Raw genomic sequence first — 24,680 nt, forward strand, 5'->3', positions numbered from 1 at the left:
AGTAGATTCCTGATGTCGCTAAGGCTCCTCGGAATGACGGTTTAAAAAGAAGGTTTTAGGTGGTTGAAAAACAATCCGTAATCTTTTCCTAGGCCCTAGAACCTAGAACCTAGAACCTAGAACCTAGAACCTAGAACCTAGGATCTTATCCCTACCCACAACACTTTTTAAATTTTTTACCGCTACCACAAATGCATGGGTCATTACGGCCGACTTTTAGGCTGCTTACTGGCTGGCTCAGACGAGGATCTGGTTCTTGTTCGTCTTGTGGGAAAGTGCCGTCAATGTAGTACCAAAGGCCATTTTCTTTGACAAAGCGCGAACGTTCACTCAGACAATAGCGTTTACCATCGTCATTAAAGTAGGCGTTGAACTCAACAAACCCTTCATTTTCGTTACTGCCTGCTTCCGCTTTTATGACTTCAAGCTGGCACCAGTCACTATCGATAGACTGCGCAATGCCTTCTCTCTGAGCTTCAGCATCACAGCTTGGATGATAAGTCGCGATTACATAATCCACTAACCCTAAAACATGAGCACTGTAGCGTGAACGCATTAACTGCTCGGGTGTTTCTACGTTGGCGTGGTTGCTATGAGCAATTTCACAACATTGCTGGTAACTGAGATTGGAGCCGCACGGGCAAGAAGAAGTCATAAAAAGAAATCTCTATTTAATTAGACAGCCTCACGTTGGTGAGGTAAGACGAGAAGGATTATACACTCGAACTACTTTTAGCTGAACAGATCACACCTAAGACTGTTGAGAAAGCAGTTCCTGAGCCCAGACAGTGGACTGGTTAAATGCGTCGACAAGCTGCTCCTCAGTGAGCTTTAGCGCCGCGCAATATTTCTCAACTTGCTCCCAGTTTGCTTGTTCATAGGCGATAGTCATAGACAGTAAGTAGCCCAAAATACCTTTGTGACTGGTTAGCGCTAGTTTGATATCGTCGTCGATAGGAATATGGTGTATCACATCGCTCAAGGGTTGATCGAGCAGCGAGTCAAGCAGTGAAAACATCCCGGTCAAAAAGGCTTGCCCAGGATCGTATTTCGTCTTCATTAGGCTCAGCAATAACTCACACATTCGAGCACGTTGGATGGCGAGCGTATAGAGAGAATCAGGTTTGTCATCCTGAACTGAAGCGATAGCAACGAGAGAGATGAACCGTCTCAAGCGTTCTTCACCCAAATAAATCAGAGCCTGTCTGAATGATTTAATTTTTGTGGTGAGCGTATAACCAGAATTGACGTAAGTCAGTAACTTGTATGAAAGCGTAATATCAATAGTAAAAAGACGTTCAACTTCGTCAAAGTCGATGGGCTTATCCGCAATCTCTTTACACAATTGAATAACAGCCAAAAATGACGGTTTCAGTTGCTTTTTCTTGATCATCTCCGGTTTGCTGAAGAAGTAGCCCTGAAAGTAATTGAATCCGGCTTCTAGAGTCAGCTTAAATTCTTCGTAGGTTTCTACTTTCTCTGCAAGAAAGTCGATGTTGTAGTGATCAAGAGATTGAATGTAAATCGCCGCTTTTTCTATCGGCACCAGGCGAATGTCAAACTTGATGATCGAGACGTAAGGAAGAAATTGCTTCCAGGCTCTGGTTGGTACGAAATCATCCAGCGCGATTTTGTATCCACATTCATGCAAATGTTTAATCGCTTCAAGCAGTTCTTCAGTTGGCTCACAATCTTCCAGAACCTCAATGACTAATGAGTCCTTAGGAAATAAAGTCGGAACTAAATTAATCAGACTCTGCTGGGGGAAGTTAACAAACCCCAGCTTGTTACCTAATGTATTGTAATGCGTCGATAGAAAATGATCAGACAGCAATCGACTAGTAGCCAGCTCGGGTTCTACTTCAGGGAAGGTATTTTTGGGGCCGTCGCGAAAGAGAAGTTCATAACCAATGGTTCGCTTTTCTCTATCTAGAATTGGTTGGCGAGCTACGTAAGAATACTTCAATTAGGTACTTCATTCTGCTTAACTGAGTGATATGATGATAACGACTTTTTACAAAATATCCATGGCTTATGTCCGAATATTGTAAGCTCTGGACATGATTTGAGTTAATTATCTGTTGAAAGGCCTTGTCTGTAGCAGGAAATGGTCAGAATTTACTTGTAAAACTGAGCCTTGCGTATACCAATCCCCTAAAACTATGCGTGTTTTTTTAACGCCATTGACGTCAAAATTATGCGTGTCTGGACGATGGGTATGACCATGAATCATCAGGTTGACGCAATGTTGAGACATCACTTTCTCTACTTCATCTTGGTTGACATCCATAATGTCTAAAGATTTGCTACTTTTGTCATCTCGAATATCAGTTTGAACTTTGGCGACAATTTTTTTCTTTATAAACCAAGGAATATGGTTGAATACCCATTGCAGCCAAGGTTGGTGAACGGTTTTGCGAAATTTCTGGTAGTCCACATCGTCTGTACATAGCGTATCGCCATGTAAGATAACCGCTTTTTTGCCATAGAGGTCGATGGTACAAACATCATCAAGAAGGGTAATCCCCGTTTGTTGACAAAAACGTTCTCCTAGCAGGAAGTCACGGTTGCCTTGAATAAAGAAGACGGGAACGCCACTGTCGGTGAGCGCTTTAAATTCGGTCCGAATTTGGTTTGCAAAAGGCGTTTTGTCGTCGTCACCGACCCAAAACTCGAAAAGATCGCCTAATACGTATAAAGCGTCGGCTTTTGGAGCCTCTGTGCGCATAAACGTTACAAAACACTCGGTAATGTCAGGGCGTGACGGCGTAAGGTGCAGGTCTGATATAAATAATGTTGTCATAGAAATAAGGGGAGGCGATGCCTCCCCATTCAATTAAGTGGTGGGAATAATTCGTAAGAATTACTCTTCGATTGTTGTACCAGTGATTACCACGTCTTCTAGTGGTACGTCTTGGTGCATGCCGTAAGAACCAGTACTAACGCCTTTAATTTGGTTAACGACGTCCATACCTTCTACAACTTCACCGAATACACAGTAACCCCAACCGTCTAGGCTTTCGCTACGGAAGTCCAGGAATGTGTTGTTGTTTACGTTGATGAAGAACTGAGAGCTTGCAGAGTGCGGCTCCATAGTACGAGCCATAGCAAGCGTACCCACTTTGTTGCTAAGGCCGTTGTTTGCTTCATTTTTGATCGGTGCACGTGTTGCTTTTTCACGTAGACCTGATTCCATGCCGCCACCTTGAACCATGAAACCATCGATAACACGGTGGAATAGCGTGTTGTCGTAAAAGCCATCGCGGCAGTACTGTAGGAAGTTTGCGCTTGTTTCTGGCGCTTTCTCTTCGTTTAGTTGAATCTTGATGTCACCAAAATTTGTGTGAAGGGTGATCATGCTACTGTCCTTTACTGTGTTGTATTGAGCCCGAGATTCTAGCTTAAGTTATAACGCTTTAAAAACTCAGGAAGAAGAAATTAATCGTTTTGTGCTTGAAGTTTAGCCGATTATCGTTTTATCGGTTAATTCCTATTACCTAATAAGGTCGGAGTTGTTATACTCGGCCTTCTTGTATTCATTCACAATCATAGATAGAGATCATGTTAAAGATATATAACACACTCACAAGACAGAAAGAGGAATTCAAACCAATTACAGCCGGCAAAGTTGGCATGTATGTCTGTGGAGTTACCATCTACGATCTCTGTCATATCGGCCATGGTCGTACGTTTGTGTCTTTTGACGTTGTTTCTCGCTACCTACGTTACCTGGGTTACGATCTAACGTTTGTGCGTAATATCACCGATATCGACGATAAGATCATTAAACGCGCAGCAGAAAACGGTGAATCTTGTGATTCATTGACTGAGCGTCTTATTGGTGAAATGCACGCTGATTTCGATGCGCTAAATATGAAGCGTCCAGATATTGAGCCTCGTGCAACACAGTTTATCCCTGAAATCATTGAACTGGTTCAAAAACTGATTGAGCGTGGCTTCGCCTACGTTGCTGAAAATGGCGATGTCATGTTTGAAGTCGGTAAGTTTGACGAATATGGCAAGCTTTCAAAGCAAGATTTGGATCAGCTTCAGGCTGGTGCACGTGTTGATGTCGAAACAGCGAAACGTAGTCCGTTGGACTTTGTACTTTGGAAAATGTCTAAGCCGGGTGAACCGACTTGGGAGTCGCCATGGGGGCCAGGTCGTCCAGGTTGGCACATTGAATGTTCTGCAATGAACTCGTCAATTCTTGGTGATCACTTCGATATCCACGGTGGTGGTTCGGATCTGCAGTTCCCACATCACGAGAATGAGATCGCACAATCTTGCTGTGCACACGATACCAAGTACGTAAACACTTGGATGCACAGTGGCATGGTTATGGTTGACCGCGAGAAGATGTCTAAGTCTTTGGGTAACTTCTTTACCATTCGTGATGTACTCGGTCACTACGATGCCGAGACCGTACGTTACTTCCTGATGTCTGGTCATTACCGTAGCCAGCTAAACTACAGTGAAGAAAACTTAAACCAAGCACGAGCGTCACTTGAGCGCCTGTACACGTCTCTGCGTGGACTTGATTTGAAAGCAGCGCCAGCGGGTGGTGAAGAGTACGTTTCTCGTTTTACTAACGCGATGAATGACGATTTCAACACGCCGGAAGCTTACTCAGTACTGTTTGATATGGCGCGTGAAGTAAACCGCCTGAAGACAGAAAGTCTTGAGAAAGCGAGCGAACTTGGCGCACTAATGCGTGAGCTTGCAGACGTGATCGGTATTCTTTACCAAGATCCTGAAGCTTTCCTGAAAGGCGATGCTGGTAATGATGACGAAGTGGCAGAAATTGAGGCATTAATCAAACTGCGTAACGACTCTCGTGCCGCTAAAGATTGGGCAAACGCAGACATGGCGCGCGATAAGCTAACCGAAATGGGCATCGTGCTGGAAGATAGCCCAGAAGGCACAATTTGGCGCCGTAAGTAACTGAATCTTCATTTCTAAAGGGCTGATAATTCAGCCCTTTTATTTTCTACTTCTATAATTTTAACTTCAGGTAATGCTCTGTGGCTCAGATGTATTTCTACTACTCTGCGATGAATGCAGGTAAATCAACGACTCTTCTTCAATCTTCTTTTAACTACCAAGAGCGCGGCATGACGCCAGTGATATTCACGGCAGCACTTGATGACCGCTATGGTGTAGGCAAAGTAAGCTCACGAATTGGTTTGCAGTCAGATGCTCATCTTTTCTGCCAGGATAGCAATTTATATCAAGAGATTACGGCTTTAAACGAGGTTGAGAAGCGTCATTGTATTCTGGTCGATGAGTGCCAGTTCTTAACCAGAGAGCAGGTATATCAACTGACAGAAGTGGTGGATAAACTGCATATTCCCGTCCTTTGCTACGGTCTTCGAACCGATTTTCTTGGCGAGCTTTTTGAAGGCAGTAAGTACCTGTTGTCATGGGCAGATAAACTGGTTGAACTCAAGACGATTTGTCACTGTGGACGTAAAGCGAATATGGTCATTCGTACCGATGAAAATGGTGTTGCCATTAAAGAAGGTGACCAAGTTGCGATTGGCGGTAATGAACGATACGTTTCGGTTTGTCGTCAGCATTACAAAGAAGCGTTAGGTAAATAGTCCTGGTTCGCTAAACGTATACAAAAAAGCCACCAGAATCGGTGGCTTTTTTGTGATTTGTCGTTAGTCAATTATGCGAAATTAAAACCGAAACGTTCTAGCAATGCCTGATAAGACGACTCGACGTTTTCCGGAATGACTTGCTCAGTCTGAAAGCCTTTTTCAGGGTAGGTTTTGACGCGAGAGTAGTCTTCCATTAGTGCTTCCAATACCATCATTAGTGGCATGTCTTCATTAATGTATTCGAAGAACGGATGTGCCGTGGAGCTCACTTGAAGTTGAGAATAGGGCGATTGCCATTGTTTCTCGAAAGTTGCGATAGCTCGACGCTCCATAAATGGCTTTTGTACCAAAATCACCGAGTCACACAAAATACCGCGGTTTTCGAGTAACTGGTGAGTAAAGCGTACGTTTTCACCGCTATTTGTTGATTGGGTTTCTAACAATATTGCATCGTCAGGGACACCTGCTGCTTGCGCTATTTCTGCGAAAGTTTCAGCTTCACTTTTGTCAAACAAACCATCTGTAAATCGCCCTTTACCGCCAGAGAACACAATGAGTGGTGCAAGTTTCTGCTGATAAAGCTTTGCGGCATGTTCTGCGACACGAAGGTCATTACTGCACATGACTAATAAGCAATCCGCTGGTTGTAGCTGATGCTTGAGTTGCATGTAATCCCAGAGCGTTTCGATATGTTGATAAAGCTTCATAGTGCATCCAGCGTTGAGTTAAATTGAAATTGATAACCGAGCGAAACGAGCTTATCTGCGATAATGCGCTTGTCGGCATCTTCTGTCACTGGAGGAAGAGAAAGCTCCGCGCCACTCTTAGTGATTGCAGCCTGATAGAACTCGGCTTTACTGACGGTATTAGGTGTTGTCACGTTAACAATTTCATTATCAATGTGTTCCAGTGCAAATTTTGCAGCGGCAACCGCATCTTTTTGATGAAGCATGTTTGCAGGTGCTTTGCGGCTAACTTGTTTGAGTCGCGCAGCAAAGCGAGCTGGGTTTCTGTCCGGGCCAATCAAGCCGCTACAGCGTAAAATAGCGTAGTCGATACCCGAGTCGATGACAGACTGCTCCGCCTGCAACATGATCTGCGCGTTTTCAGAAAAATGAGGATGGTTTTGTGCCAGTTTGAGCGAGGCGGAATCTTCATTCATGTCAGAGGGTAAATTAGGGTAGACCGTGGTGGAACTGATCATCACCAACTTTTCAATCTCTTGCTGCTTCGCGGTTTCAACTAAGGTTGCCCATTGCTGAGCATACTCTTGACCACCACCTTTTCTGAATCCAGGGGGAAACGCACCGACGATGTGCTTGATTTGATATCGTTGGATAAGCTCTGGCAATTTTATTTCCGCGTGTGGTTGATTGAGATCGAGGATCTCGGCGTTGATGAGTATCGATGGTAATTCATCCAGCCTTTCCTGGCTGCGGCGTGTCACAACAACAGTCTGCCCGTCGTTGACTAAAGCTTGGGCGAGTGGTGTGCCTAACCAGCCTGCACCTACAATCAATGTGTTTGCCATATTTATCTTCCCGACTTAATTAAAGTTGTTAAACAGGATTATGCGCATTTTATTGTTCACTGAAGAAAGGAGAGGGTACGCCTATCTGGCGTCTTGCCTACTTATCGATATATGTGATTGATTGGAATGGTCAAACTTCAGTGTGTCAGGAATAAGTGTAAACCTATTGGGGGGATATGTGAATGCCACCTAAAATAAGTGGCATTTTTACAGTGGGTGGTTAGCTTGCGGCTAGTACTCGTAAGATTTTTTCTGCGTGTTCTGCGACCTCAATACCTTCGTCTGTTAAATAGCCACCATCAGGCTGTGTGCAGAGTTTTTTCTCATACAGGCGAGCAATGGCCGTTTGGGTGTCTTCGGACGCATCTTTGTGAACTTTTATGCCCGTTGCTGCGCTGCTTAAATCGAACTGAAGCAGTAGATTCAATTCGGCCATGTGTTCCGCTGAATATTTCATAAATAATTCCTTTGCGCTTTTTTATCCAAGCTAGTCTCAAAAACCAACTAGAGCAACACAAAACCGCGAGAAGTGTTAACTGTATTGCTATCAGGCTGATATAACGTGGGATTTTTGCTCGAAAGAAAATATATTTGTCACATATCAATGACAGCAAAAATTTGTCATTTGATTGGCTTAAATCCAACGATAGATGTCCCATAAACAATATTTTTAGTTAACGTCCCAAATACCCCTTGAAAAAGTGTGAAAATCGAGCGATTATCGCCGCCTCCTTAATTGTTTCTAAATGTTACGCCACCATGAATTTCAATCAGTTTGACTCTTTATTACCGCCGCAAGCTGCTGAACGCGCTGCCGAAGTTGGTGTAGGTAAAGCGACTAAAGCACCTGCTAAATCTTTCTTACTCGCGATTTCCGCTGGACTTCACATTGGTATTGCCTTCATTTTCTATACCACTGTGACAACAGGCGCAGGGGACTTACCTTGGGGCATCACTCGTTTAATTGGTGGGCTGGCATTCAGCCTGGGTTTGATCCTCGTAGTGGTTACGGGCGGAGAACTTTTCACTAGCTCTGTATTGACGCTGGTGGCACGTGCGAGTGGCAAAATCTCCTGGAAGGCATTAGTTAAAAACTGGTTTGTGGTTTACTTTGGCAACATGACCGGTGCCGTTATGTTGGTAGCCTGTATGTTAATGAGCAAACAATATATGTTTGACGGCGGACAGGTTGGTCTTAATGCGATGGCAATTTCCCAGCACAAGTTACACCACGATTTCTTCTCAGCCGTTGCCTTAGGCATTATGTGTAACGTTTTAGTGTGTATTGCTGTTTGGATGACTTTCAGTGGGCGCACACTCACTGACAAGATCGCAGTAATGATTCTGCCAGTGGCAATGTTTGTATCGGCAGGCTTTGAGCACTGTATTGCGAACATGTTCCAAGTTCCAATGGCCATTGGTATTAAATATTTTGCCCCTGAAGCTTTTTGGCAGATGACTGGAGCGGATATTGCGAATTATGTCGATCTGAACATGACAGGCTTTATCTTCAATAACCTTATCCCAGTAACGTTAGGCAATATTATCGGTGGCGGTGTCTTTGTCGGAATGTGGTATTGGATGATTTACCTGCGTGATGAAGACAAGCACCTGAAATAGTCGGTACTTATCATCTACTTTAGAAAGATGAAGTGCAGGATAGCAAAAGGCGAGCTCAAATAGCTCGCCTTTCTTTTGTTCGTTATACCAACTCTTCGTTAATCCCAAACTCGGTCGGTACCCAGTGGGAAGTCATTTCGGTTGGTTCCTGAACTAGCCACTCAAGTGGCGTGTCAGACAATAATTCATCGTACCTTTCAGAGACCATTAATACATCCATGTTAGTTGCTCCTTTTTTGCGACTCCCTGCACTGTAAAACTAGAGTATTTCAGCCAAGTGATCAATTTATGACCGTTGTATGTAGGAAAAACCTTTTTCCAGACAACTTGTTATGTTTCTTATTGCGTATGTGTTTTCATTGCTTATCCACATTTTCTGTGGATAACCTGTCTTAAACACCGTGTGTATCTATCTGACTACAGAAAATATTATAAAATTAAACGTTTATATGCGAGTGCGTCGAGCTTATTTTGTAGGACTTTTTTGCTCGATTTTTACTTTGACTCGGCCTTCTTTGGTTTGCACGCTGCTCAGTGTCATTTCTAACGTGATTGCCACCGATACGCTTAGCATGACGAAAATCGCCAACATGATCACCAACTGATACTTAATCGCTACCATCGGGCTTGCGCCGCCCAAAATCTGACCTGTCATCATCCCTGGGAGTGTCACGAGACCCGTTGCCGTCATTGAGGCTAATGTTGGTGCCATGGACTTTCTTAGCGCCTCTTGAACAAAGGGAAATGACGCGTATTTTGGGGAGGCACCAAGTGAAATAGCCGCTTCGTATTCTGTCTTACGTTCTTCAAAGGCGGTAAAAAGATTTTGTAGGGCGATAATGTTGCTGCTTAAACTATTGCCTAACAACATACCTGCCAGCGGGATCATGTACTGTGCGTTATAGAGAGGCGTCGGTCGAACTAAACCTACCGTCATGGCAAGAAGCAGCGGAACCAGGCCACTAATTAGCCCGGTGAGCAGAGGGAGCATTAACGGCTTTTTGGGCAAGTGAGCTTTACCCGCAATCGTACTTGCGCCAACTACAAGCATAACGGCTAACCATAATACGTTGACCAGTAAGCTATTGAGGTGGAAGAGGTACTCTAAGTAAACGCCTATCAGGATCAGCTGCACAGTCATACGAAGGACACTGATGGTAGTGTCTTTCGCGATACCCAATTTGTAGCGATAGTTAATTGCAAGAGGGATGAGTAAAATCAAACTAAAGATTGCCAGTTTTATCCAGCTTATATCGACGACGCTGTCCATTAATTCTCCTAAATTTCTACTTTCTCCACTCTATTTTAACTCATATTTTTTGAATGAATTTAAATGCGAGTGATAGCCTCTTTTATAAATTATTTCTTATCAATTTGTTTACATTATTTGGTTTTTCTTCGAGATGAAAACGAATTTGTCCCGCAATGTTTAACGTGAAAATGTTATTTATGTTTAATATTTGTTTTGGTTTTAACATTAATTCAAAAGACTTATTTTTTCACATCTGTTCATGATTTTTAATAAATAATATCAATCCAACACATCTCCGTTTTAACTCAAAAAAGTGTTGAATAACAAGGGTTGGTGGACGTTATTTGATTGAACCTCACAAACAATATGGATTAACATTTTCGGTTATAAATTGTAAAAAACTTAAGCTTGGTTTTCTGGGCTTTTCAATAACACCAAATACAGAGTAGGCAAATGTATGAGAGATGTTAATAATATTGAGTGCGGTGAAAAACGCTCCCTTGAGTGGAAATCATTTTTATTCATTGCGGTTGTTCTCTTTCCAATTTTAAGTGTGGCTTTCGTTGGCGGTTACGGATTTATCGTATGGATGTTGCAGGTGTTCTTCTTTGGGCCTCCTGGTGCGCACGGTATGTAAGCCGTTGAGCTCATAACCACACTGTTGAAAAGATTTTAAGAGAGCAAAGAATGAAATCATTAATCATTAAACTGTGGCGTACGATGAGACGCCCTGCCGTACATATCAGCCTTGGTGTGCTAACTATGGGTGGCTTTATCGCAGGCGTTATTTTCTGGGGGGGCTTCAACACAGCGTTAGAAGCGACCAACACGGAAGAGTTCTGTATCAGCTGTCACACCATGCGCGACAACGTTTATGTAGAACTGCAAGACACGGTTCACTGGAAAAACCATTCAGGTGTGCGTGCGACTTGTCCTGACTGTCACGTTCCACATAACTGGACAGATAAAATTGCTCGTAAGATGCAGGCTTCTAAAGAAGTGTTTGCACAAGTATTTGGTAACTACGATGAAGAAGGGGTGTTTGAAGAGCGCCGTATTGAGTTAGCCAAACACGAATGGGACCGCTTTTCTGCGAACAAATCTCTGGAGTGTAAAAACTGCCATAACTACGACTCGATGGACTTCGACCAGATGTCTCCGACCGCGCGTATTCAAATGAAACAAGCCGCAGAGAAAGATCAAAGCTGTGTCGATTGCCACAAAGGCATTGCGCACAACTTACCTGCGGGTATGGATAGTATCGGCGGTATTGTGGGCGATCTGGAGCAAATGACGTCAAACACTGATTACGCAGCAGGCCAGCAGCTAGTCAGCATTCGTCATCTGCCAATTTATTTTGACGAGCAGGGCACTAAAGAAGCCGGCCTGCTCAACCCGGCATCGACCGTAAAAGTGCTCGAAGAAAAAGGCGATTTTGTTGAAATCGAAATTGATGGCTGGCGTAAAGCGAAAGGCTTTGGTCGCGTAATCCAAGAAGATTTCGGTAAGAACATTGCGACAGCATCTCTGCTAAAAGAAGCCTCTACCGACAGTAATGTAGTGACAACAGGTGAGAAGCGCGTCGATGAACTAACCGGTCTTCCATGGGAAAAAGTGACAGCGAAAGCCTGGCTTAAGAAAGAGTCTGCATTGAATGACATTAATCCTGTCTGGGAAAAATCGCGTGAAGCCTACAAAACCAACTGTTCTGTTTGTCACACACAACCTGCTGAAGCGCATTTCGACGCAAACACCTGGCCAGGTATGTTTGACGGCATGCTTGCATTCGTCAACCTGGATACGGACAGCGAAGCGCTGATCTTGAAATATCTACAGAAGCACTCTTCAGATTATGCTGAAGGCCATCACTAATAAGCGTCGGATTGGAGAATTTTAAATGGCTATTACACGAAGAAGTTTTCTTAAAGGCGTAGCAACGACAAGTGCCGCGTCAGTTATCGGTCCAAGCTTATTAGCGTCAGCTTCAGCAAAAGCCGCGGAATCGACTGGTACCTGGAAAGTGACGGGCTCGCACTGGGGCGCATTTCGCGCTCATATCTACGCGGGTAAGGTTCAGGAGATCAAACCACTAGAGCTTGATAAGAACCCGACAGAGATGCTGAACGGCATCAAAGGCATCATTTACAGCCCATCGCGTGTTCGTTACCCAATGGTTCGTCTGGATTGGCTCAAAAAGCACAAGTACAGCGCAGATACTCGCGGCAACAACCGTTTTATACGTGTAACGTGGGACGAGGCGCTGGATCTGTTCTACCGTGAGTTAGAGCGTGTACAGAAAGAATACGGTCCTTGGGCGTTACACGCTGGTCAAACAGGCTGGAACCAAACGGGTGCGTTCAACAACTGTACGGCGCACATGCAACGTGCGGTAGGCATGCATGGTAACTTCATCACAAAAGTTGGCGACTACTCGACGGGGGCGGGCCAAACCATCATGCCTTACGTGCTCGGTTCAACAGAAGTTTATGCACAAGGTACGTCTTGGTCTGAAATCCTAGAGAACTCAGACAATATTGTTCTGTGGGCAAACGATCCAGTGAAAAACCTTCAGGTCGGCTGGAACTGTGAAACGCACGAATCTTTCAAGTATCTAGAACAGCTAAAAGAGAAAGTCGCTAAAGGTGAGATCAACGTTCTGTCTGTTGACCCGGTGAAGAACAAAACTCAGCGCTACCTAGAGAATGATCACCTGTACATCAACCCGATGACCGACGTGGCGTTCATGCTGGCTGTTGCACACGTGCTGTACAACGAAGAGCTATACGATAAGAAGTTCATTGAGACTTACTGTTTAGGCTTTGAAGAGTTCATTCAATACGTTCAGGGTCAAACCAAAGATAAGACGGAAAAGACTCCAGAGTGGGCTGCAGCTATCTGTGGTGTGAAAGCGGACAAGATTCGCGAATTCGCCCGCATGCTGGTTAATGGTCGTACTCAGATCCTAATGGGGTGGTGTATCCAGCGTCAAGAGCACGGTGAGCAGCCATACTGGGCAGCAGCCGTTGTCGCAGCGATGGTTGGTCAAATCGGTCTGCCTGGCGGCGGAATCTCTTATGGCCACCACTACTCAAGTATCGGTGTTCCTTCAACTGGTTTCGCTGGCCCTGGTGGCTTCCCGCGTAACCTGGACCAAGGTATGAAGCCGAAGTGGGACAATAACGATTTCAACGGCTACAGTCGTACCATTCCGGTTGCGCGTTGGATTGATGCTATTCTCGAGCCAGGTAAAGAGATCAATTACAACGGCGGCAAAGTTAAACTGCCAGATTTCAAAATGATGGTTATCTCGGGTTGTAACCCATGGCACCATCACCAAGATCGCAACCGTATGAAGAAAGCGTTCAAGAAGCTACAAACGGTTGTGACCATTGAATTTGCGTGGACGGCAACTTGTCGCTTCTCTGATATCGTATTGCCAGCTTGTACTCAGTGGGAGCGTAACGATATCGACGTTTATGGTTCATACTCAAGCCGTGGTTTGGTAGCGATGCACCGCTTGGTGGATCCGCTGTTCCAATCTAAACCCGACTTCCAGATAATGAGCGAACTGACACAGCGCTTTGGCCGCCGTGAAGAGTACACTCGTGGTATGAGTGAGATGGAGTGGATCGAAAGCCTGTACAACGATTGTAAGAAAGCCAACGAAGGTAAATTCGAAATGCCTGAGTTCAACGAATTCTGGGAGAAGAGTGTACTGGACTTTGGTGAAGGCAAACCTTGGGTTCGTCACGCGGATTTCCGTAAAGACCCAGAGATTAATCCACTGGGCACGCCATCTGGTTTTATCGAGATTACCTCTCGTAAGATCGGTCGTTACGGTTACGAACATTGCCAAGAGCACCCAATGTGGTTCGAAAAATCAGAACGTTCACACGGTGGTCCGGGCTCAGATAAATACCCATTCTGGTTGCAGTCTTGTCACCCAGACAAGCGCTTGCACTCACAAATGTGTGAATCTGAAGAGTTCCGCGCCACTTACGCGGTGCAAGGTCGTGAGCCTGTTTATATCAACCCGGTTGATGCAAAAGCGAAAGGCATTAAAGATGGTGACTTAGTCCGTGTATTTAATGGACGTGGTCAGCTTTTAGCGGGTGCGGTTCTTACCGACAGCTACCCACGTGGCGTTGTTCGTATCGAAGAAGGTGCCTGGTATGGCCCTCTGAACGAGAAAGAAGGCGCTATCTGTACGTATGGTGACCCTAATACGCTAACGCAAGACATAGGCTCGTCTGAGCTTGCACAGGCTACTTCTGCGAACACTTGTATCGTCGACTTTGAGAAGTTCACAGGTAAAGTGCCGCCGGTCACATCATTCGGTGGGCCAATCGAAGTTGCTTAATACAAGCACAAGTACAAAATCCAATACCAGCCTCCGGGCTGGTATTTTTTTAGCTGAATTTTGGGGAGCGTTATCTCAATAATTATGTTTCACTAAGAGCTAAGGTGTATTCGTGAGGCAACTAACGATTTACGCTTCTAAACCGTAGGATAATGGTGACCGTACCTAAACGGTTCATATTGAACCAAGTCTCTTGGGTATAAAGATAATAATAACTAAGTAGATCTAATATGACTCAAACCTTTCAGTTCGCTAATCGCATAGAAATTACCGTCGTTGATAACGACCTGCGCGCCGATGTCATTGGCAATCAAGTACACTTTTCTTTTGCTGGTATCCACCAGAAGACCTTTACTGATCGCGAAGTGCTCTTTGAAGTCCCATTTTTATATGAACATGGCGCTCGCGTGATCGGAGACGGTTTTCAGATGCTCGCACAAACCTCGGGGACCATCAGCCAGCCCATTGATGTTGGTCGTTGTGCTGATAACAATCCGAGTTATCGGATCTATTCTCAAGATGAACCCAAGCGTTACTACAACTACTTAGTGGTTGAAGACTCTGATGGGTATACGTTATTTGGCTTTACCAGTTGCCGTCGCTTCGCTGGCTATTTTGATGTGCGATTGCATGAAGAGCAGTGGACTCTGGCTGCGGCTATTGATGGCGAGCATACACAAGTGACCGACTGGGAAAGTAATGCTTTGGAGTCTGTTACCGTGCTGAGCGGAACATCATTGTCAGCACTTTACCAACAATACAGCAAGATGATTACAGACAATCATCCGGTACGTAACGGTGTCACACAACGTGCTCCTGTAGGTTGGTGCTCGTGGTACGCCTATTACGCTGAAGTGACAGAAACGAACATTCTGCAAAACGTCGAGTGTATGAACGATAAGCTGGCGGATCTGGAGTGGGTGTTACTTGACGATGGCTATCAGGCGTTCATGGGGGACTGGCTGACGCCTTCCGATAAATTTTCTGGTGGTGTAAAAGAGTTAATTCAGAACATTCGTTCTAAGGGGAAAAAGCCAGCGATTTGGATGGCGCCATTTATTGCTCAACCAGAGTCGGAAGTGTTCAAACAACACCCTGACTGGTTTGTGCGCCATCATGATGGCAGTTTGATGAAAGCAGAAGATGTTACCTATGGAGGCTGGCGCTGTACGCCGTGGTATATTCTCGATACCTCGCTTCCGGAAGTTCAAGATCACCTTACCCATGTGGTTTCTGTCATGCGCAAAGAGTGGGGCGTAGAATTGTTTAAGTTGGATGCCAACTATTGGGGTTCCCTTAAAGGTAAACGCAGCCAGTCTGGCGTGACGGGGATTGAGGCGTACCGAATGGGCATGGAGGCGATAGCAAAAGGAGCAGGTGAGGCATGGCTGCTGGGCTGCAATGCGCCAATGTGGCCTTCACTGGGGCTGGTGGATGCGATGCGTGTTTCCGATGACGTTGAACGTCATAGTCATCGCTTCGAACAGATCGCAAAAGAAACATTTTTCCGCAGCTGGCAACACCGAAAATTGTGGCAAATTGATCCTGACTGTGCCACGTTCACTTCGTTACCAAACCAATCGGCTTCGCGTGAAGACTACGAGTTTCATCGTACTGTTCTCCTGGCTTGTGGCGGCTTGTTGCTGTCAGGCGACCCATTGCCGGAGATGACGCCATTTGCGAACAAGACGTTGTCGAAACTTATGTTGCGCCAACGTCGTAGCCAGGAGTCCGCACTCTTCTCGGCATTGAGCTTAAATCACGCCTATTTGCCGCTCACCAACAACAATGATCTACATTGTTTGTTTAACTATTCGAATCAGGATGCAACAGAGTTTACGCTAACCTCGGATAAACCCGTAGATTGGTATGACTTCTGGACGGGAGAAAAGCTTAACCAAGAAGCTTGTCAGATGTTTTTAGTCAGTTTAGATAAAGGACTCAATGCGAAGGCGATCGTCACCGTGTAGTGTAATGGTTGGATCTCAGCAAAGAGCCTTAAGTGAGGCTCTTTTACATGTTGCACGGTTAAAACTCAAATAGAAAGTAATAACCATAACCGACGATAAACGCAGGAATGGATGAATAAATAGTGGCAACGAATGCCGCTTTTGGCGCCATCGCAATCGCGGGGAAAAGGGCATCGCCGTCGTTTGAGATTGCATTGGCTATTTGTGCTGAAAAAGGCGCGGCACCTGACAGGTATAAACTTGTCACCAAAATTTGAGGCCCACATCCTGGAAGCGTACCAATTGCCAGCCCGGCCAATGGCATCCAGATCCCCCAACCCGAGAGAGAACCGGCTATATCCAGCCCCGAAAAGTACGTCGTAAACTCAAAAGCGAGGAAGGCAATGATCACCCACGCGCTGACGAAGTTTGTGTCTTGCGCTGCTTTTTGAATCGGATGGGAGTCGGTGATTTTCGCATCTTCGGATACCGTCGATTGGTAACAGCCCAGCTCTTTGGTCATTGCCCAAAGTGACATCGTCATTACCGAGAAAGTCGCCCCAATCCATTCAATGGTATTTGATGTCAAGTTAAGCAACTTGTTGATATCCAGTTGGAAAGACATCATCAGTGCGATAATACTGGTCGGCAATAGCAGCCATTTCCAGAATGTGCCTTGTAAATTGATCGCCTTTTGTTCTTGCTCGCTGTAACCCTCGCTTTGTCTTTGAGGGGGAATTGGATCACCTGGGTTTAATACTTGGACGGGACGCAAAAAATCTTCTTTATGGCAAATATTAACAACCAGTCCGGAAATCGTACCGACAACGATACCCGTCACTACCACGCCAATCCCAATCACAGGTTTAGCGGCGAGCAGCAAGAAAGCAGCGTCCCCCATGGTTGATGTCAGTACCGCGACGATGGCACCAAAACCAACTCGGCCGCTGATAAACTGCGTCGTCACAACAATTGCGCCGCCACATCCGGGCAAGGCACCAAGCAGCGCAGCGAAAAATACCTGATGAGTTTGAGAGTGACGGTAGAGATCGGTAAGGCGATTGGGCTTCGATAGCAAGTGGGAGAGATAATGATAAATCACCAGAGTTGCGCAGACATAACACGAAACGGCCCAAAAAGAATCGGACAGAGTCGTCACTGCGACTGCACGAGTGTTGCCATTGATCAACAACGCGAGCATAAAGATAGGAATAAGCAGGCGTTTATACGCTAAGCGGAACTGAGTGGGCCGAAGCAGATGCTGCGCTGAATGCAAAAATCTCGTCGCGTTCATTCTTTACTCAAATGCAAATGGGAATGATTATCACTATATCTTAATGAGATTTATTCGCAATAGCGTTATGCACTTTTCTTGGTGTCAAACTCTGTCAAATCAGGTAAAGTACGGGCCTTTGTGAGCAAACAGCTTCCATGGCACACGGTGCCACTCTTCGGAAGCGTATCAAATTGACTTGAATAGGAAGACACATGATTCTAGTTGTAGGTCATAAGAACCCAGACAGTGATAGTATTTGTAGTGCACTTGTTGCAACTGAACTTCTTAAGGCGCGTGGTGTTGAAGCAATGCCAATTCGTCAGGGCGAAATCAACCGTGAAACTCAGCACATTCTTGAAGTAGCGGGTGCCGAACTTCCAGAACTACGTACTTCAGTTGCGGGTGAGACAGTTTGGCTAGTCGATTACTCTGATTTGGCGCAAGCACCAGACGACATCGCAGAAGCTGAAGTCGCGGGTATCGTTGACCACCACCGTCTAGGTGATGTGATGACGGTGAACCCTATGGAAGCATGGATCTGGCCGGTTGGTTGTACTAACACGGTTCTATTTAACATGTTCAAGATTGAAGGTCACACGATCACTCCACAAATCGCTAAGCTAATGATGTCAGCAATCCTATCTGACACCGTAGGCTTCGCTTCTCCAACTTGTACTCAAAAAGATAAAGATGCGGTTGCTGAGCTAGCTGCAATTGCAGACGTACAAGATGTTGATGCCTTCATCAAAGATCTTCTAATTGCGAAAACAAACATCGAAGGTCTATCTGCAGCTGAACTCGTAGAAAAAGATCTGAAAGGTTACCCGTTCAATGGCCGTGACGTTGTTGTTGGTCAGGTTGAACTTGCGACTCTAGAGCAAGTTGACGGCATGATCGAAGCACTAGAAGCAGACCTAGAATCTCGTTGTGAGAAAGATAACCTAGCGTTCGCTGCTGTAATGCTAACCGACATTACTACTGCTCAAACTCGTCTTCTATACAAAGGTGAGTGGGCAGAGAAACTGGTTAAGCATGAGGACAACGGCATGCTAATGATGGAAAATACTCTAAGCCGTAAGAAGCAAGGTTGGCCTTGGCTTCAAACTGAATTAGCGTAATTTTCACATTACCAGTTTATAATTGAAATGCCCGCCACTAGGTGGGCATTTTTCTATGGGAAACAGGAGACCAACATGTCCGAGGCATTGACCCAAGAGCAAATGGATACCATCAATCGTTACAATGAAGAACAACGATTGAAGTACTGCGTAAAAGAGATCGTCGCGAATCGCAAAGTATGGATTCTAAAAGATGAACACGGTTGCGTCATGCTTAATACAGAAGATGACGATTGTGTTCCTGTCTGGCCTAATCAGGAGTTTGCCCAGGAGTGGGCGACAGGTGAGTGGGAAAATTGCGAGCCAGAAGCCATCTCTCTTAACAAGTGGCACAGTCGTTGGACTGTGGGACTGGAAGATGACGAGCTTTCGGTTGTGGTATTCCCAAACCAGAACGAAGAGGGCGTTGTTCTGTTTCCGGATGAGTTTGACTTCGAGCTGCGTAAAATCGCAGGTCGACGCTAGTTAAGTCAAAGACGATTTACCAGCACCAGAATTAATCAAGCCTGCAATTCATGCAGGCTTTTTTGTCCTTTTTACCAACCATTTTCACTGTTCAGTGGCTTGGTGCTTTGTAGAAGTGGCTTTCAACCAGTCGCTGCGTAATCACATGTTCAGGGTGAGTCAGAACCTGTTGGGTATCACCGCATTCAACCACTTCACCTTCATGCATGACCATCACTTTATCTGTGATGTGTTTGACGATACCGATGTGCTGAGATACATAAACGAACGAAAGGCCCATCTCTTCTTGCAGCTCCAAGAACAAATTAAGAATCTGCGAGCGCATGGCCATATCGAGACCGTTTAACGCTTCATCGGCCACGATGATTGACGGCTGAAGAATCAAGGCCCTGGCCAGACAGACACGCTGCTTTTGGCCCGCAGCAAGCATCTGTGGGTAAAAGTAGGCATGTTCGGGTAACAGTCCTACACGACGTAGGGTCTCTTTAACGCGTTTCATGCGCGCGTCTGGCGGCATGTTGGTGTTTCGTTTTAATGGGCCTTCTAATATGCGACCAATTTGAATACGCGGGTTCAGAGAGGTATTCGGATCCTGAAATATCATACGAATCAGCTTACAGCGCGTCGCATAGTCTTTGTGTTCCAAACGTTCGCCGTTGACGCGGATTTCGCCAGAGCTTGGCGCAACGACACCAGCCAGCATTCGAGCCAGTGTCGACTTTCCTGAGCCGTTCTGTCCAATGAAGCCTATGGTTTGTCCTGGCTCTAGGGTAAAGCTGACCGGTTTTACCGCGACATTTGTCTCACGTTTAAAAAAGCCTGAGCGCGTTACAAACTGCTTCGATAGATTATCGACTTCAAGTAGCGCACTCATGACTTTTTCTCCGTATTCAATGGAAAGTGACAGTTAAACTTATGGTTCTTGATTCGTCTCGTGTGCGGGATTTCAACACATTGCTTTTGCGCATACGGACAACGAGGACCTAATCGGCAACCAATTGGCAAATGCTGCAAAGGTGGAATTGAGCCTGGCAGAGACTGTAGTTTCTGCTTATGTGGTACCCAGTCGTTAAAATCAGGCATAGCTTTTAGCAGGGCATCCGTATAAGGGTGCTTCGGTGCTGCAATGATTTTACGTGTATCAGCAGATTCTACCGACTGACCACAGTACATCACGGTAATACGGTTTGCCCATTGAGTGATGGTGGTTAAGTCGTGACCAATAAGTAAGATGGTTGTGTTGTTGAGCTGATTCATCCGGCTCAACAGACGTAGGATCTGCGATTGAGTGATTGGGTCAAGGTCGTTGGTTGGTTCGTCTGCAATCAACAGTTTAGGCTTGGTTGCAATCGCCATGGCAATCATGACTTTTTGACACTCACCGTCCGTGAGCTCGTAAGGATAGCTGCCCATTATCCGTTTGTGATCTTTGATGCCCACTTTATGCAGCAGGGCAATGGCTTGTTTTTTACGCCACTTAAATCGCTCCCACCACTTGCCATCAAATGATCGAGATGGAATCGATTCAATCAGTTGTCGACCCACTTCCTCTGAAGGGTCCAGACAGGTCGAAGGCTCCTGAAAAATCATCGCAATATCCCGTGCGATAACTTTCCGCCGCTCTTTAGGAGTAAGTTGCAGGAGATCGATATTTCCTAAGCGCATCCGGTCTGCAGTGATTCGCCAGGTATCCTTGTTGACGCCGACGATGGCTTTTGCAACAAGACTTTTTCCTGAACCGGATTCACCCACTAAGCCGCGAATTTCACCTTCGTTTAACGTTAGGCTCATTCTGTCTACAGCTCGCACCATTCCTTGAGGTGTTTCAATTTCAATGGTCAAATGACGAATGTCTAATAACGGCATTATTCGATCCCCGCATTAAGCGATCGGCGTACCCCTTCACCTACTAAGTTTAGGGTAATGACAGTAAACATGATAGTGAGGCCAGGCAAAGTAACCGTCCACGGTGCGATATAAATGAGTTCGACTGAATCCCCCAAAATTGCGCCCCACTCAGTGCTTGGCGCTTGTGCTCCTAAACCCAGAAAGCCCAGCGCGGTAATATCTAAAATCGCAGTAGAAAGTGCCAGAGTGAACTCTGCGGCGATAACGGTAAGTACGTTTGGCAGTATCGAGCTCCACAGTAGGTAGAAATCATTAGCGCCATCCAGACGTGCCGCCATGATATAGTCTTTTTCAACCTCGGTGTGTACAGCGATGTACACTGAGCGAATAAATCGCGGAATGAGCGCTAGGCAAATCGCCAGTAATATATTGAACTCTCCGAAGCCAAGAAATGCCACAAAAATGATCGCTAATAGCAGCGAAGGAATTGACATTACTGTGTCGAGTAGGTGGTTCAAGGTACTGGAAAGCAAGCCTTTAGTCATCCCTGCCAATACGCCAATCAGGCAGCCGACGACAGCCGCAACAACGGTAATACCAACCGCTGCACCGAACGTTAACTGAGAGCCGATGATCAGACGTGACAGGATATCGCGTCCCAAATCGTCCGTTCCCAAAAAGTAATCAACCGTACCAGACGGCGACCAAGATGGTGGCACGAGTAACTCACCAGATTGGGCCTGTGGATCAAACGGTGCGATTAACTGGGCAAATAGGGTGATCAATACGATGAAGACAAGGCACCACAAGCCAAACATTGCCAGCCCATTCGCGCGATAACTGCGCCAGAATCGTTCAAACTGAGTGGGAATGTGTTCTTCCTGATAAACGTTATTTGTTAGCATACCATTCCTTTCTCACCAGAGGGTTAATCGTGGCACCAATCAAATCCGAAAGGATATTGGCGGTCAGAACTAGTGTCGCAAGTACCATTACCCCTGCCTGGATTGAGGCATAGTCTTGATTCGCCAGTGCGTCCAGCAGCCAGCGACCAATGCCCGGCCAGTTGAAAACAGACTCGGTAATGATCGCAAGGGTGATCATGCTAGATAGCTGAACGCCGACTTTAGGGATGATCGGGGGAATCGCATTGCGTAGCACATGCTGAGTGATGATCTCTCGGTTAGAAAGACCTTTAATTCTAGCGGCTCGAATATAATTTTGGCTCATCACATCAGCAACAGACGAGCGCATTAAACCAATGACTTGGGTGGTTGGTGCAAGAGCCAATACTAAACAAGGCAATACCATATGCTCAATGACACTTTCTAACGCATGAGCACGATACTCGCCTTTAGCCATAAAGGCATCGATAATCGCAAAACCAGTGACGTGGTCGATTTCATACAACAGGTCATAGCGACCAGCGACTGGGAAAAATTGATATTCCAGAGAAAAGACCATGATAAGTAGCAGTGCTACCCAAAAGATTGGCGCAGAATACCCCGACATAGCTAAAAACGAAATGCTGGTATCTAACCCTTTTCCTTGCTTCATACCCGCCACGGTTCCTAATGGGATCCCAATTAACAGCGAAACAAGAAAGGCAAAAAAACACAGTTCTAACGTGGCCGGAAACACAATGGCTAACTCATCGAAAATGGCATTGCCACTCTTGGTGTAGCCGAAATCAAGTTGTGACAGGTTAACAAGATAGTTATGCCAACCCGACCAAAACTCAACTTGTGCCCAATGTGACATCGGGTCGAGACGCAGCAGAGAGAAGCCGACTAAAGTGAGGATCATCAATGTGATGAAAAACAGGTTAAAGCGTCGAATGGTATACAGAAACATCAGTGAACTCTCTCAACTCTATCAAATGGTTGGGCATTGAAAGGGCTTGATTTGAAGCCTGTCAGCGATTTGTCGTGAACACGGAATTGCACACCATGCGCGAGTGGAATCACGGGAAATTGTTCATTTAATATGTTTTGTGCCTGACGATAGAGATTCAAACGATATCTTGGCTGTTGTGTTTCTATCGCCAAATCGAGTAAAAAGTCGAAATCATCGTTACACCACATGGAAACGTTCAAACCGACTCGATCAGACTCACACGACAATAGAGGACGGAAGAAGTTATCAGGGTCCCCTGTATCACCAATCCACCCCGTGAGGAGTAGATCAAGGTTATCCAGGTTATCTAAATCGACGCGCTCAAAACGATCATCAGTCAGCAAGGTGAGCTCAACGCCAATATCAGCAAAGTTCGCTTGGATAAGCTCCGCAGTCTTACGAGGACTTGGGTTAAACGCACGTGGTTCTAACGGCACCCACATGGTCAGCGCTAAGCCCTCTTGATAGCCTGCCTCACGAAGCAGGGCGAGCGCATAATTTCGATCGTAGCGTATTTTGACGCTGTCCTTCTGATAGGCCCATGAATTCGGTGGGAGCAAGGTGTAGGCTTGAGTCCCTGTTCCGTAGTAGACCGAGTCGAGGATGTTCTGTCGATTAATCGCAAGGTTCAGCGCCTGACGAACCCGAGGATCTGTGAGCGCCGGATTACCAGTGTTAATGGCGATAAAAGAGACGTTGTTTGCTGGTGTCGCTTTCAACTCCAGATTTTCATTTTCCTGTATGACTGGAATCTGGCTCGAAATCGGTGAAGACAACACATCACATTGATTTCTCAGCAGCTTTGCGAGTGTTCCCGTTCCACGATGGGAAATATCAAACACCACTTGCTCCATTTCCGCAGGAGAGTTCCAGTAATTAGGGTGACGCTGTAAGCGAATTAAATCATTCACTTGATACTCTTTCAGCTGAAATGGGCCAGTGCCTACCGGGAATTGGTCAATCTGCTCTTTATGATCTTTAGCCGCGAGCTGTTGTCCATACTCAGCCGATAACAATATGGCGTGGCTGGTAGAAATATTAGCCAGGAAAGAAAAGTTCGGTTTTGAAAGCTTAAACATGACGGTGTCATCATCGACAGCAATCACATCTTGCAGTAAGTTCTTGAAATCCAGACCGGCAAACCATGGATACAAACCGCCACCCACTTGATGAAAAGGGTGATTATCATCAATGATTCGTTTGAAGCTAAACACCACGTCTTGCGAGTTCAGTGTACGGCTCGGAGTAAACCAAGCTGTTGTCTGAAACTGAACGCCATGCTTGAGCTTAAACGTGTACTCGGTTCCATCCTTATTCACTGACCAGCTTTCTGCAATATTGGCCACCGGCTTATGAGAGGTCGGATCGAGCGTAAGCAGTGTGTCATACAACTGAGGGCTTAGCGCTTCGGCGGTAATACCACTATCAACCAGTTGTGGGTTGAATGTTGATGGCTTACCTTGTCCACAAAACACAAATCCTGTTTGGCGAATATCGTTGTGTTCGATCTCATCGCTACAGGCGGTGAGTAAGCTAATCCCAATAAGGCTCAGCGATAATCTTATAAAAGCATTCATAATATGAAATGTTCATTGGATCTTGCTTGTTTCATTTGAAGTTACTCATCCGGAGTTAACAAGCGAAAATGATCCCGCTAATTTAACACCTTTGTGAACTTGCTCCAAATACAAAATCTTTTGCTCGCAGTGTGTTAGATAAAAATAGACAGTCTAATAATCACTGTAGACCTAAATTGGCT

At 45.6% G+C, this 24,680-nt stretch carries 24 protein-coding genes; 9 read left to right on the forward strand and 15 right to left on the reverse strand.

Annotated elements, in window-relative coordinates; translation table 11 throughout:
- Positions 1-151 precede the first annotated feature (151 nt).
- The 4 genes from RXX31_RS05465 to RXX31_RS05480 form a co-directional block, all read right to left on the reverse strand.
- Positions 152-655, reverse strand: a complete 504-nt coding sequence (locus tag RXX31_RS05465) for a YchJ family protein (protein WP_317588085.1) — start codon at positions 653-655, stop codon at positions 152-154.
- A 96-nt stretch (positions 656-751) separates the two neighbouring features.
- Positions 752-1,966 (reverse strand): EAL and HDOD domain-containing protein, encoded by a 1,215-nt coding sequence (locus RXX31_RS05470; RefSeq protein WP_317588086.1) that lies wholly within the window; start codon positions 1,964-1,966, stop codon positions 752-754.
- A gap of 108 nt (positions 1,967-2,074) precedes the next feature.
- On the reverse strand, positions 2,075-2,803 hold the full coding sequence (gene lpxH / locus RXX31_RS05475) for a UDP-2,3-diacylglucosamine diphosphatase (protein WP_317588087.1): 729 nt from the start codon (positions 2,801-2,803) through the stop codon (positions 2,075-2,077).
- Positions 2,804-2,863: 60 nt separating this feature from the next.
- Complete coding sequence (locus RXX31_RS05480; protein ID WP_020332956.1) at positions 2,864-3,358, reverse strand: peptidylprolyl isomerase; 495 nt, start codon at positions 3,356-3,358, stop codon at positions 2,864-2,866.
- A gap of 203 nt (positions 3,359-3,561) precedes the next feature.
- On the opposite strand from RXX31_RS05480, the gene cysS reads away from it, so the two are divergent.
- The gene (gene cysS, locus RXX31_RS05485; RefSeq protein WP_317588088.1) at positions 3,562-4,944 is read left to right on the forward strand and encodes a cysteine--tRNA ligase; all 1,383 of its coding nucleotides are present in this window, start codon (positions 3,562-3,564) and stop codon (positions 4,942-4,944) included.
- Between the two features lie 80 nt (positions 4,945-5,024).
- Positions 5,025-5,603 carry a thymidine kinase gene (locus RXX31_RS05490; RefSeq protein WP_317588089.1) on the forward strand — a complete coding sequence of 193 codons (579 nt, stop codon included), beginning with the start codon at positions 5,025-5,027 and terminating at the stop codon, positions 5,601-5,603.
- A gap of 71 nt (positions 5,604-5,674) precedes the next feature.
- On the opposite strand, the gene RXX31_RS05495 is transcribed toward RXX31_RS05490, so the two are convergent.
- The 3 genes from RXX31_RS05495 to RXX31_RS05505 all read right to left on the reverse strand — a co-directional run bounded on the left by RXX31_RS05495 (position 5,675) and on the right by RXX31_RS05505 (position 7,594).
- Positions 5,675-6,313, reverse strand: a complete 639-nt coding sequence (locus tag RXX31_RS05495; protein WP_317588090.1) for a YdcF family protein — start codon at positions 6,311-6,313, stop codon at positions 5,675-5,677.
- On the reverse strand, positions 6,310-7,137 hold the full coding sequence (locus RXX31_RS05500) for an NAD-dependent epimerase/dehydratase family protein (RefSeq protein ID WP_317588091.1): 828 nt from the start codon (positions 7,135-7,137) through the stop codon (positions 6,310-6,312). The genes RXX31_RS05495 and RXX31_RS05500 overlap by 4 nt, the downstream gene beginning before the upstream one ends.
- Before the next feature lie 220 nt (positions 7,138-7,357).
- Complete coding sequence (locus tag RXX31_RS05505; protein ID WP_317588092.1) at positions 7,358-7,594, reverse strand: TIGR02647 family protein; 237 nt, start codon at positions 7,592-7,594, stop codon at positions 7,358-7,360.
- Positions 7,595-7,896: 302 nt separating this feature from the next.
- Between RXX31_RS05505 and focA the strand changes: the two genes are divergently transcribed.
- Positions 7,897-8,757 (forward strand): formate transporter FocA, encoded by an 861-nt coding sequence (gene focA, locus RXX31_RS05510; protein ID WP_317588093.1) that lies wholly within the window; start codon positions 7,897-7,899, stop codon positions 8,755-8,757.
- Between the two features lie 82 nt (positions 8,758-8,839).
- Here the strand turns inward: focA and RXX31_RS05515 are convergent, their stop codons facing one another.
- Together RXX31_RS05515 and RXX31_RS05520 are read right to left on the reverse strand one after the other, a co-directional pair.
- The gene (locus tag RXX31_RS05515) at positions 8,840-8,977 is read right to left on the reverse strand and encodes a hypothetical protein (protein WP_317588094.1); all 138 of its coding nucleotides are present in this window, start codon (positions 8,975-8,977) and stop codon (positions 8,840-8,842) included.
- Between the two features lie 246 nt (positions 8,978-9,223).
- The gene (locus RXX31_RS05520; protein ID WP_317588095.1) at positions 9,224-10,027 is read right to left on the reverse strand and encodes an ABC transporter permease; all 804 of its coding nucleotides are present in this window, start codon (positions 10,025-10,027) and stop codon (positions 9,224-9,226) included.
- A 439-nt stretch (positions 10,028-10,466) separates the two neighbouring features.
- Here RXX31_RS05520 and torE point away from each other — a divergent pair, with 439 nt between their 5' ends.
- The 4 genes from torE (at position 10,467) to RXX31_RS05540 (ending at position 16,339) form a co-directional block, all read left to right on the forward strand.
- Positions 10,467-10,646, forward strand: a complete 180-nt coding sequence (gene torE / locus RXX31_RS05525; protein ID WP_317588096.1) for a trimethylamine N-oxide reductase system protein TorE — start codon at positions 10,467-10,469, stop codon at positions 10,644-10,646.
- 50 nt (positions 10,647-10,696) lie between these two features.
- A complete protein-coding gene (gene torC, locus RXX31_RS05530; protein ID WP_317588097.1) occupies positions 10,697-11,881 on the forward strand; it encodes a pentaheme c-type cytochrome TorC in 1,185 nt (394 codons plus the stop codon).
- A gap of 25 nt (positions 11,882-11,906) precedes the next feature.
- On the forward strand, positions 11,907-14,369 hold the full coding sequence (gene torA, locus RXX31_RS05535) for a trimethylamine-N-oxide reductase TorA (RefSeq protein WP_317588098.1): 2,463 nt from the start codon (positions 11,907-11,909) through the stop codon (positions 14,367-14,369).
- 230 nt (positions 14,370-14,599) lie between these two features.
- Entirely contained in the window at positions 14,600-16,339 is a 1,740-nt protein-coding gene (locus RXX31_RS05540) for a glycoside hydrolase family 36 protein (RefSeq protein ID WP_317588099.1), read from the forward strand.
- Between the two features lie 58 nt (positions 16,340-16,397).
- Here RXX31_RS05540 and RXX31_RS05545 read toward each other — a convergent pair whose 3' ends face one another.
- Positions 16,398-17,612, reverse strand: a complete 1,215-nt coding sequence (locus tag RXX31_RS05545) for a putative manganese transporter (RefSeq protein ID WP_317588100.1) — start codon at positions 17,610-17,612, stop codon at positions 16,398-16,400.
- 194 nt (positions 17,613-17,806) lie between these two features.
- On the opposite strand from RXX31_RS05545, the gene RXX31_RS05550 reads away from it, so the two are divergent.
- Both RXX31_RS05550 and RXX31_RS05555 read left to right on the forward strand, forming a co-directional pair.
- Positions 17,807-18,712: a manganese-dependent inorganic pyrophosphatase gene (locus tag RXX31_RS05550; protein ID WP_317588101.1), complete on the forward strand. Its 906-nt coding sequence runs from the start codon at positions 17,807-17,809 to the stop codon at positions 18,710-18,712.
- Positions 18,713-18,787: 75 nt separating this feature from the next.
- Complete coding sequence (locus RXX31_RS05555) at positions 18,788-19,177, forward strand: DUF2750 domain-containing protein (protein ID WP_317588102.1); 390 nt, start codon at positions 18,788-18,790, stop codon at positions 19,175-19,177.
- Positions 19,178-19,268: 91 nt separating this feature from the next.
- On the opposite strand, the gene RXX31_RS05560 is transcribed toward RXX31_RS05555, so the two are convergent.
- The 5 genes from RXX31_RS05560 to RXX31_RS05580 are packed head-to-tail and all read right to left on the reverse strand — an operon-like array spanning position 19,269 to position 24,498.
- Positions 19,269-20,051, reverse strand: a complete 783-nt coding sequence (locus tag RXX31_RS05560) for an ATP-binding cassette domain-containing protein (RefSeq protein WP_317588103.1) — start codon at positions 20,049-20,051, stop codon at positions 19,269-19,271.
- Positions 20,048-21,043: an oligopeptide/dipeptide ABC transporter ATP-binding protein gene (locus RXX31_RS05565; protein WP_264901999.1), complete on the reverse strand. Its 996-nt coding sequence runs from the start codon at positions 21,041-21,043 to the stop codon at positions 20,048-20,050. The genes RXX31_RS05560 and RXX31_RS05565 overlap by 4 nt, the downstream gene beginning before the upstream one ends.
- Positions 21,043-21,930 (reverse strand): ABC transporter permease subunit, encoded by an 888-nt coding sequence (locus RXX31_RS05570; protein WP_317588104.1) that lies wholly within the window; start codon positions 21,928-21,930, stop codon positions 21,043-21,045. The genes RXX31_RS05565 and RXX31_RS05570 overlap by 1 nt, the downstream gene beginning before the upstream one ends.
- Positions 21,917-22,879 (reverse strand): ABC transporter permease, encoded by a 963-nt coding sequence (locus tag RXX31_RS05575; RefSeq protein WP_317588105.1) that lies wholly within the window; start codon positions 22,877-22,879, stop codon positions 21,917-21,919. The genes RXX31_RS05570 and RXX31_RS05575 overlap by 14 nt, the downstream gene beginning before the upstream one ends.
- A complete protein-coding gene (locus RXX31_RS05580) occupies positions 22,879-24,498 on the reverse strand; it encodes an ABC transporter substrate-binding protein (RefSeq protein ID WP_317588106.1) in 1,620 nt (539 codons plus the stop codon). The genes RXX31_RS05575 and RXX31_RS05580 overlap by 1 nt, the downstream gene beginning before the upstream one ends.
- Positions 24,499-24,680: the final 182 nt, after the last annotated feature.

This window comes from Vibrio sp. EA2 (genome assembly GCF_033042495.1).
Lineage (GTDB): Bacteria > Pseudomonadota > Gammaproteobacteria > Enterobacterales > Vibrionaceae > Vibrio.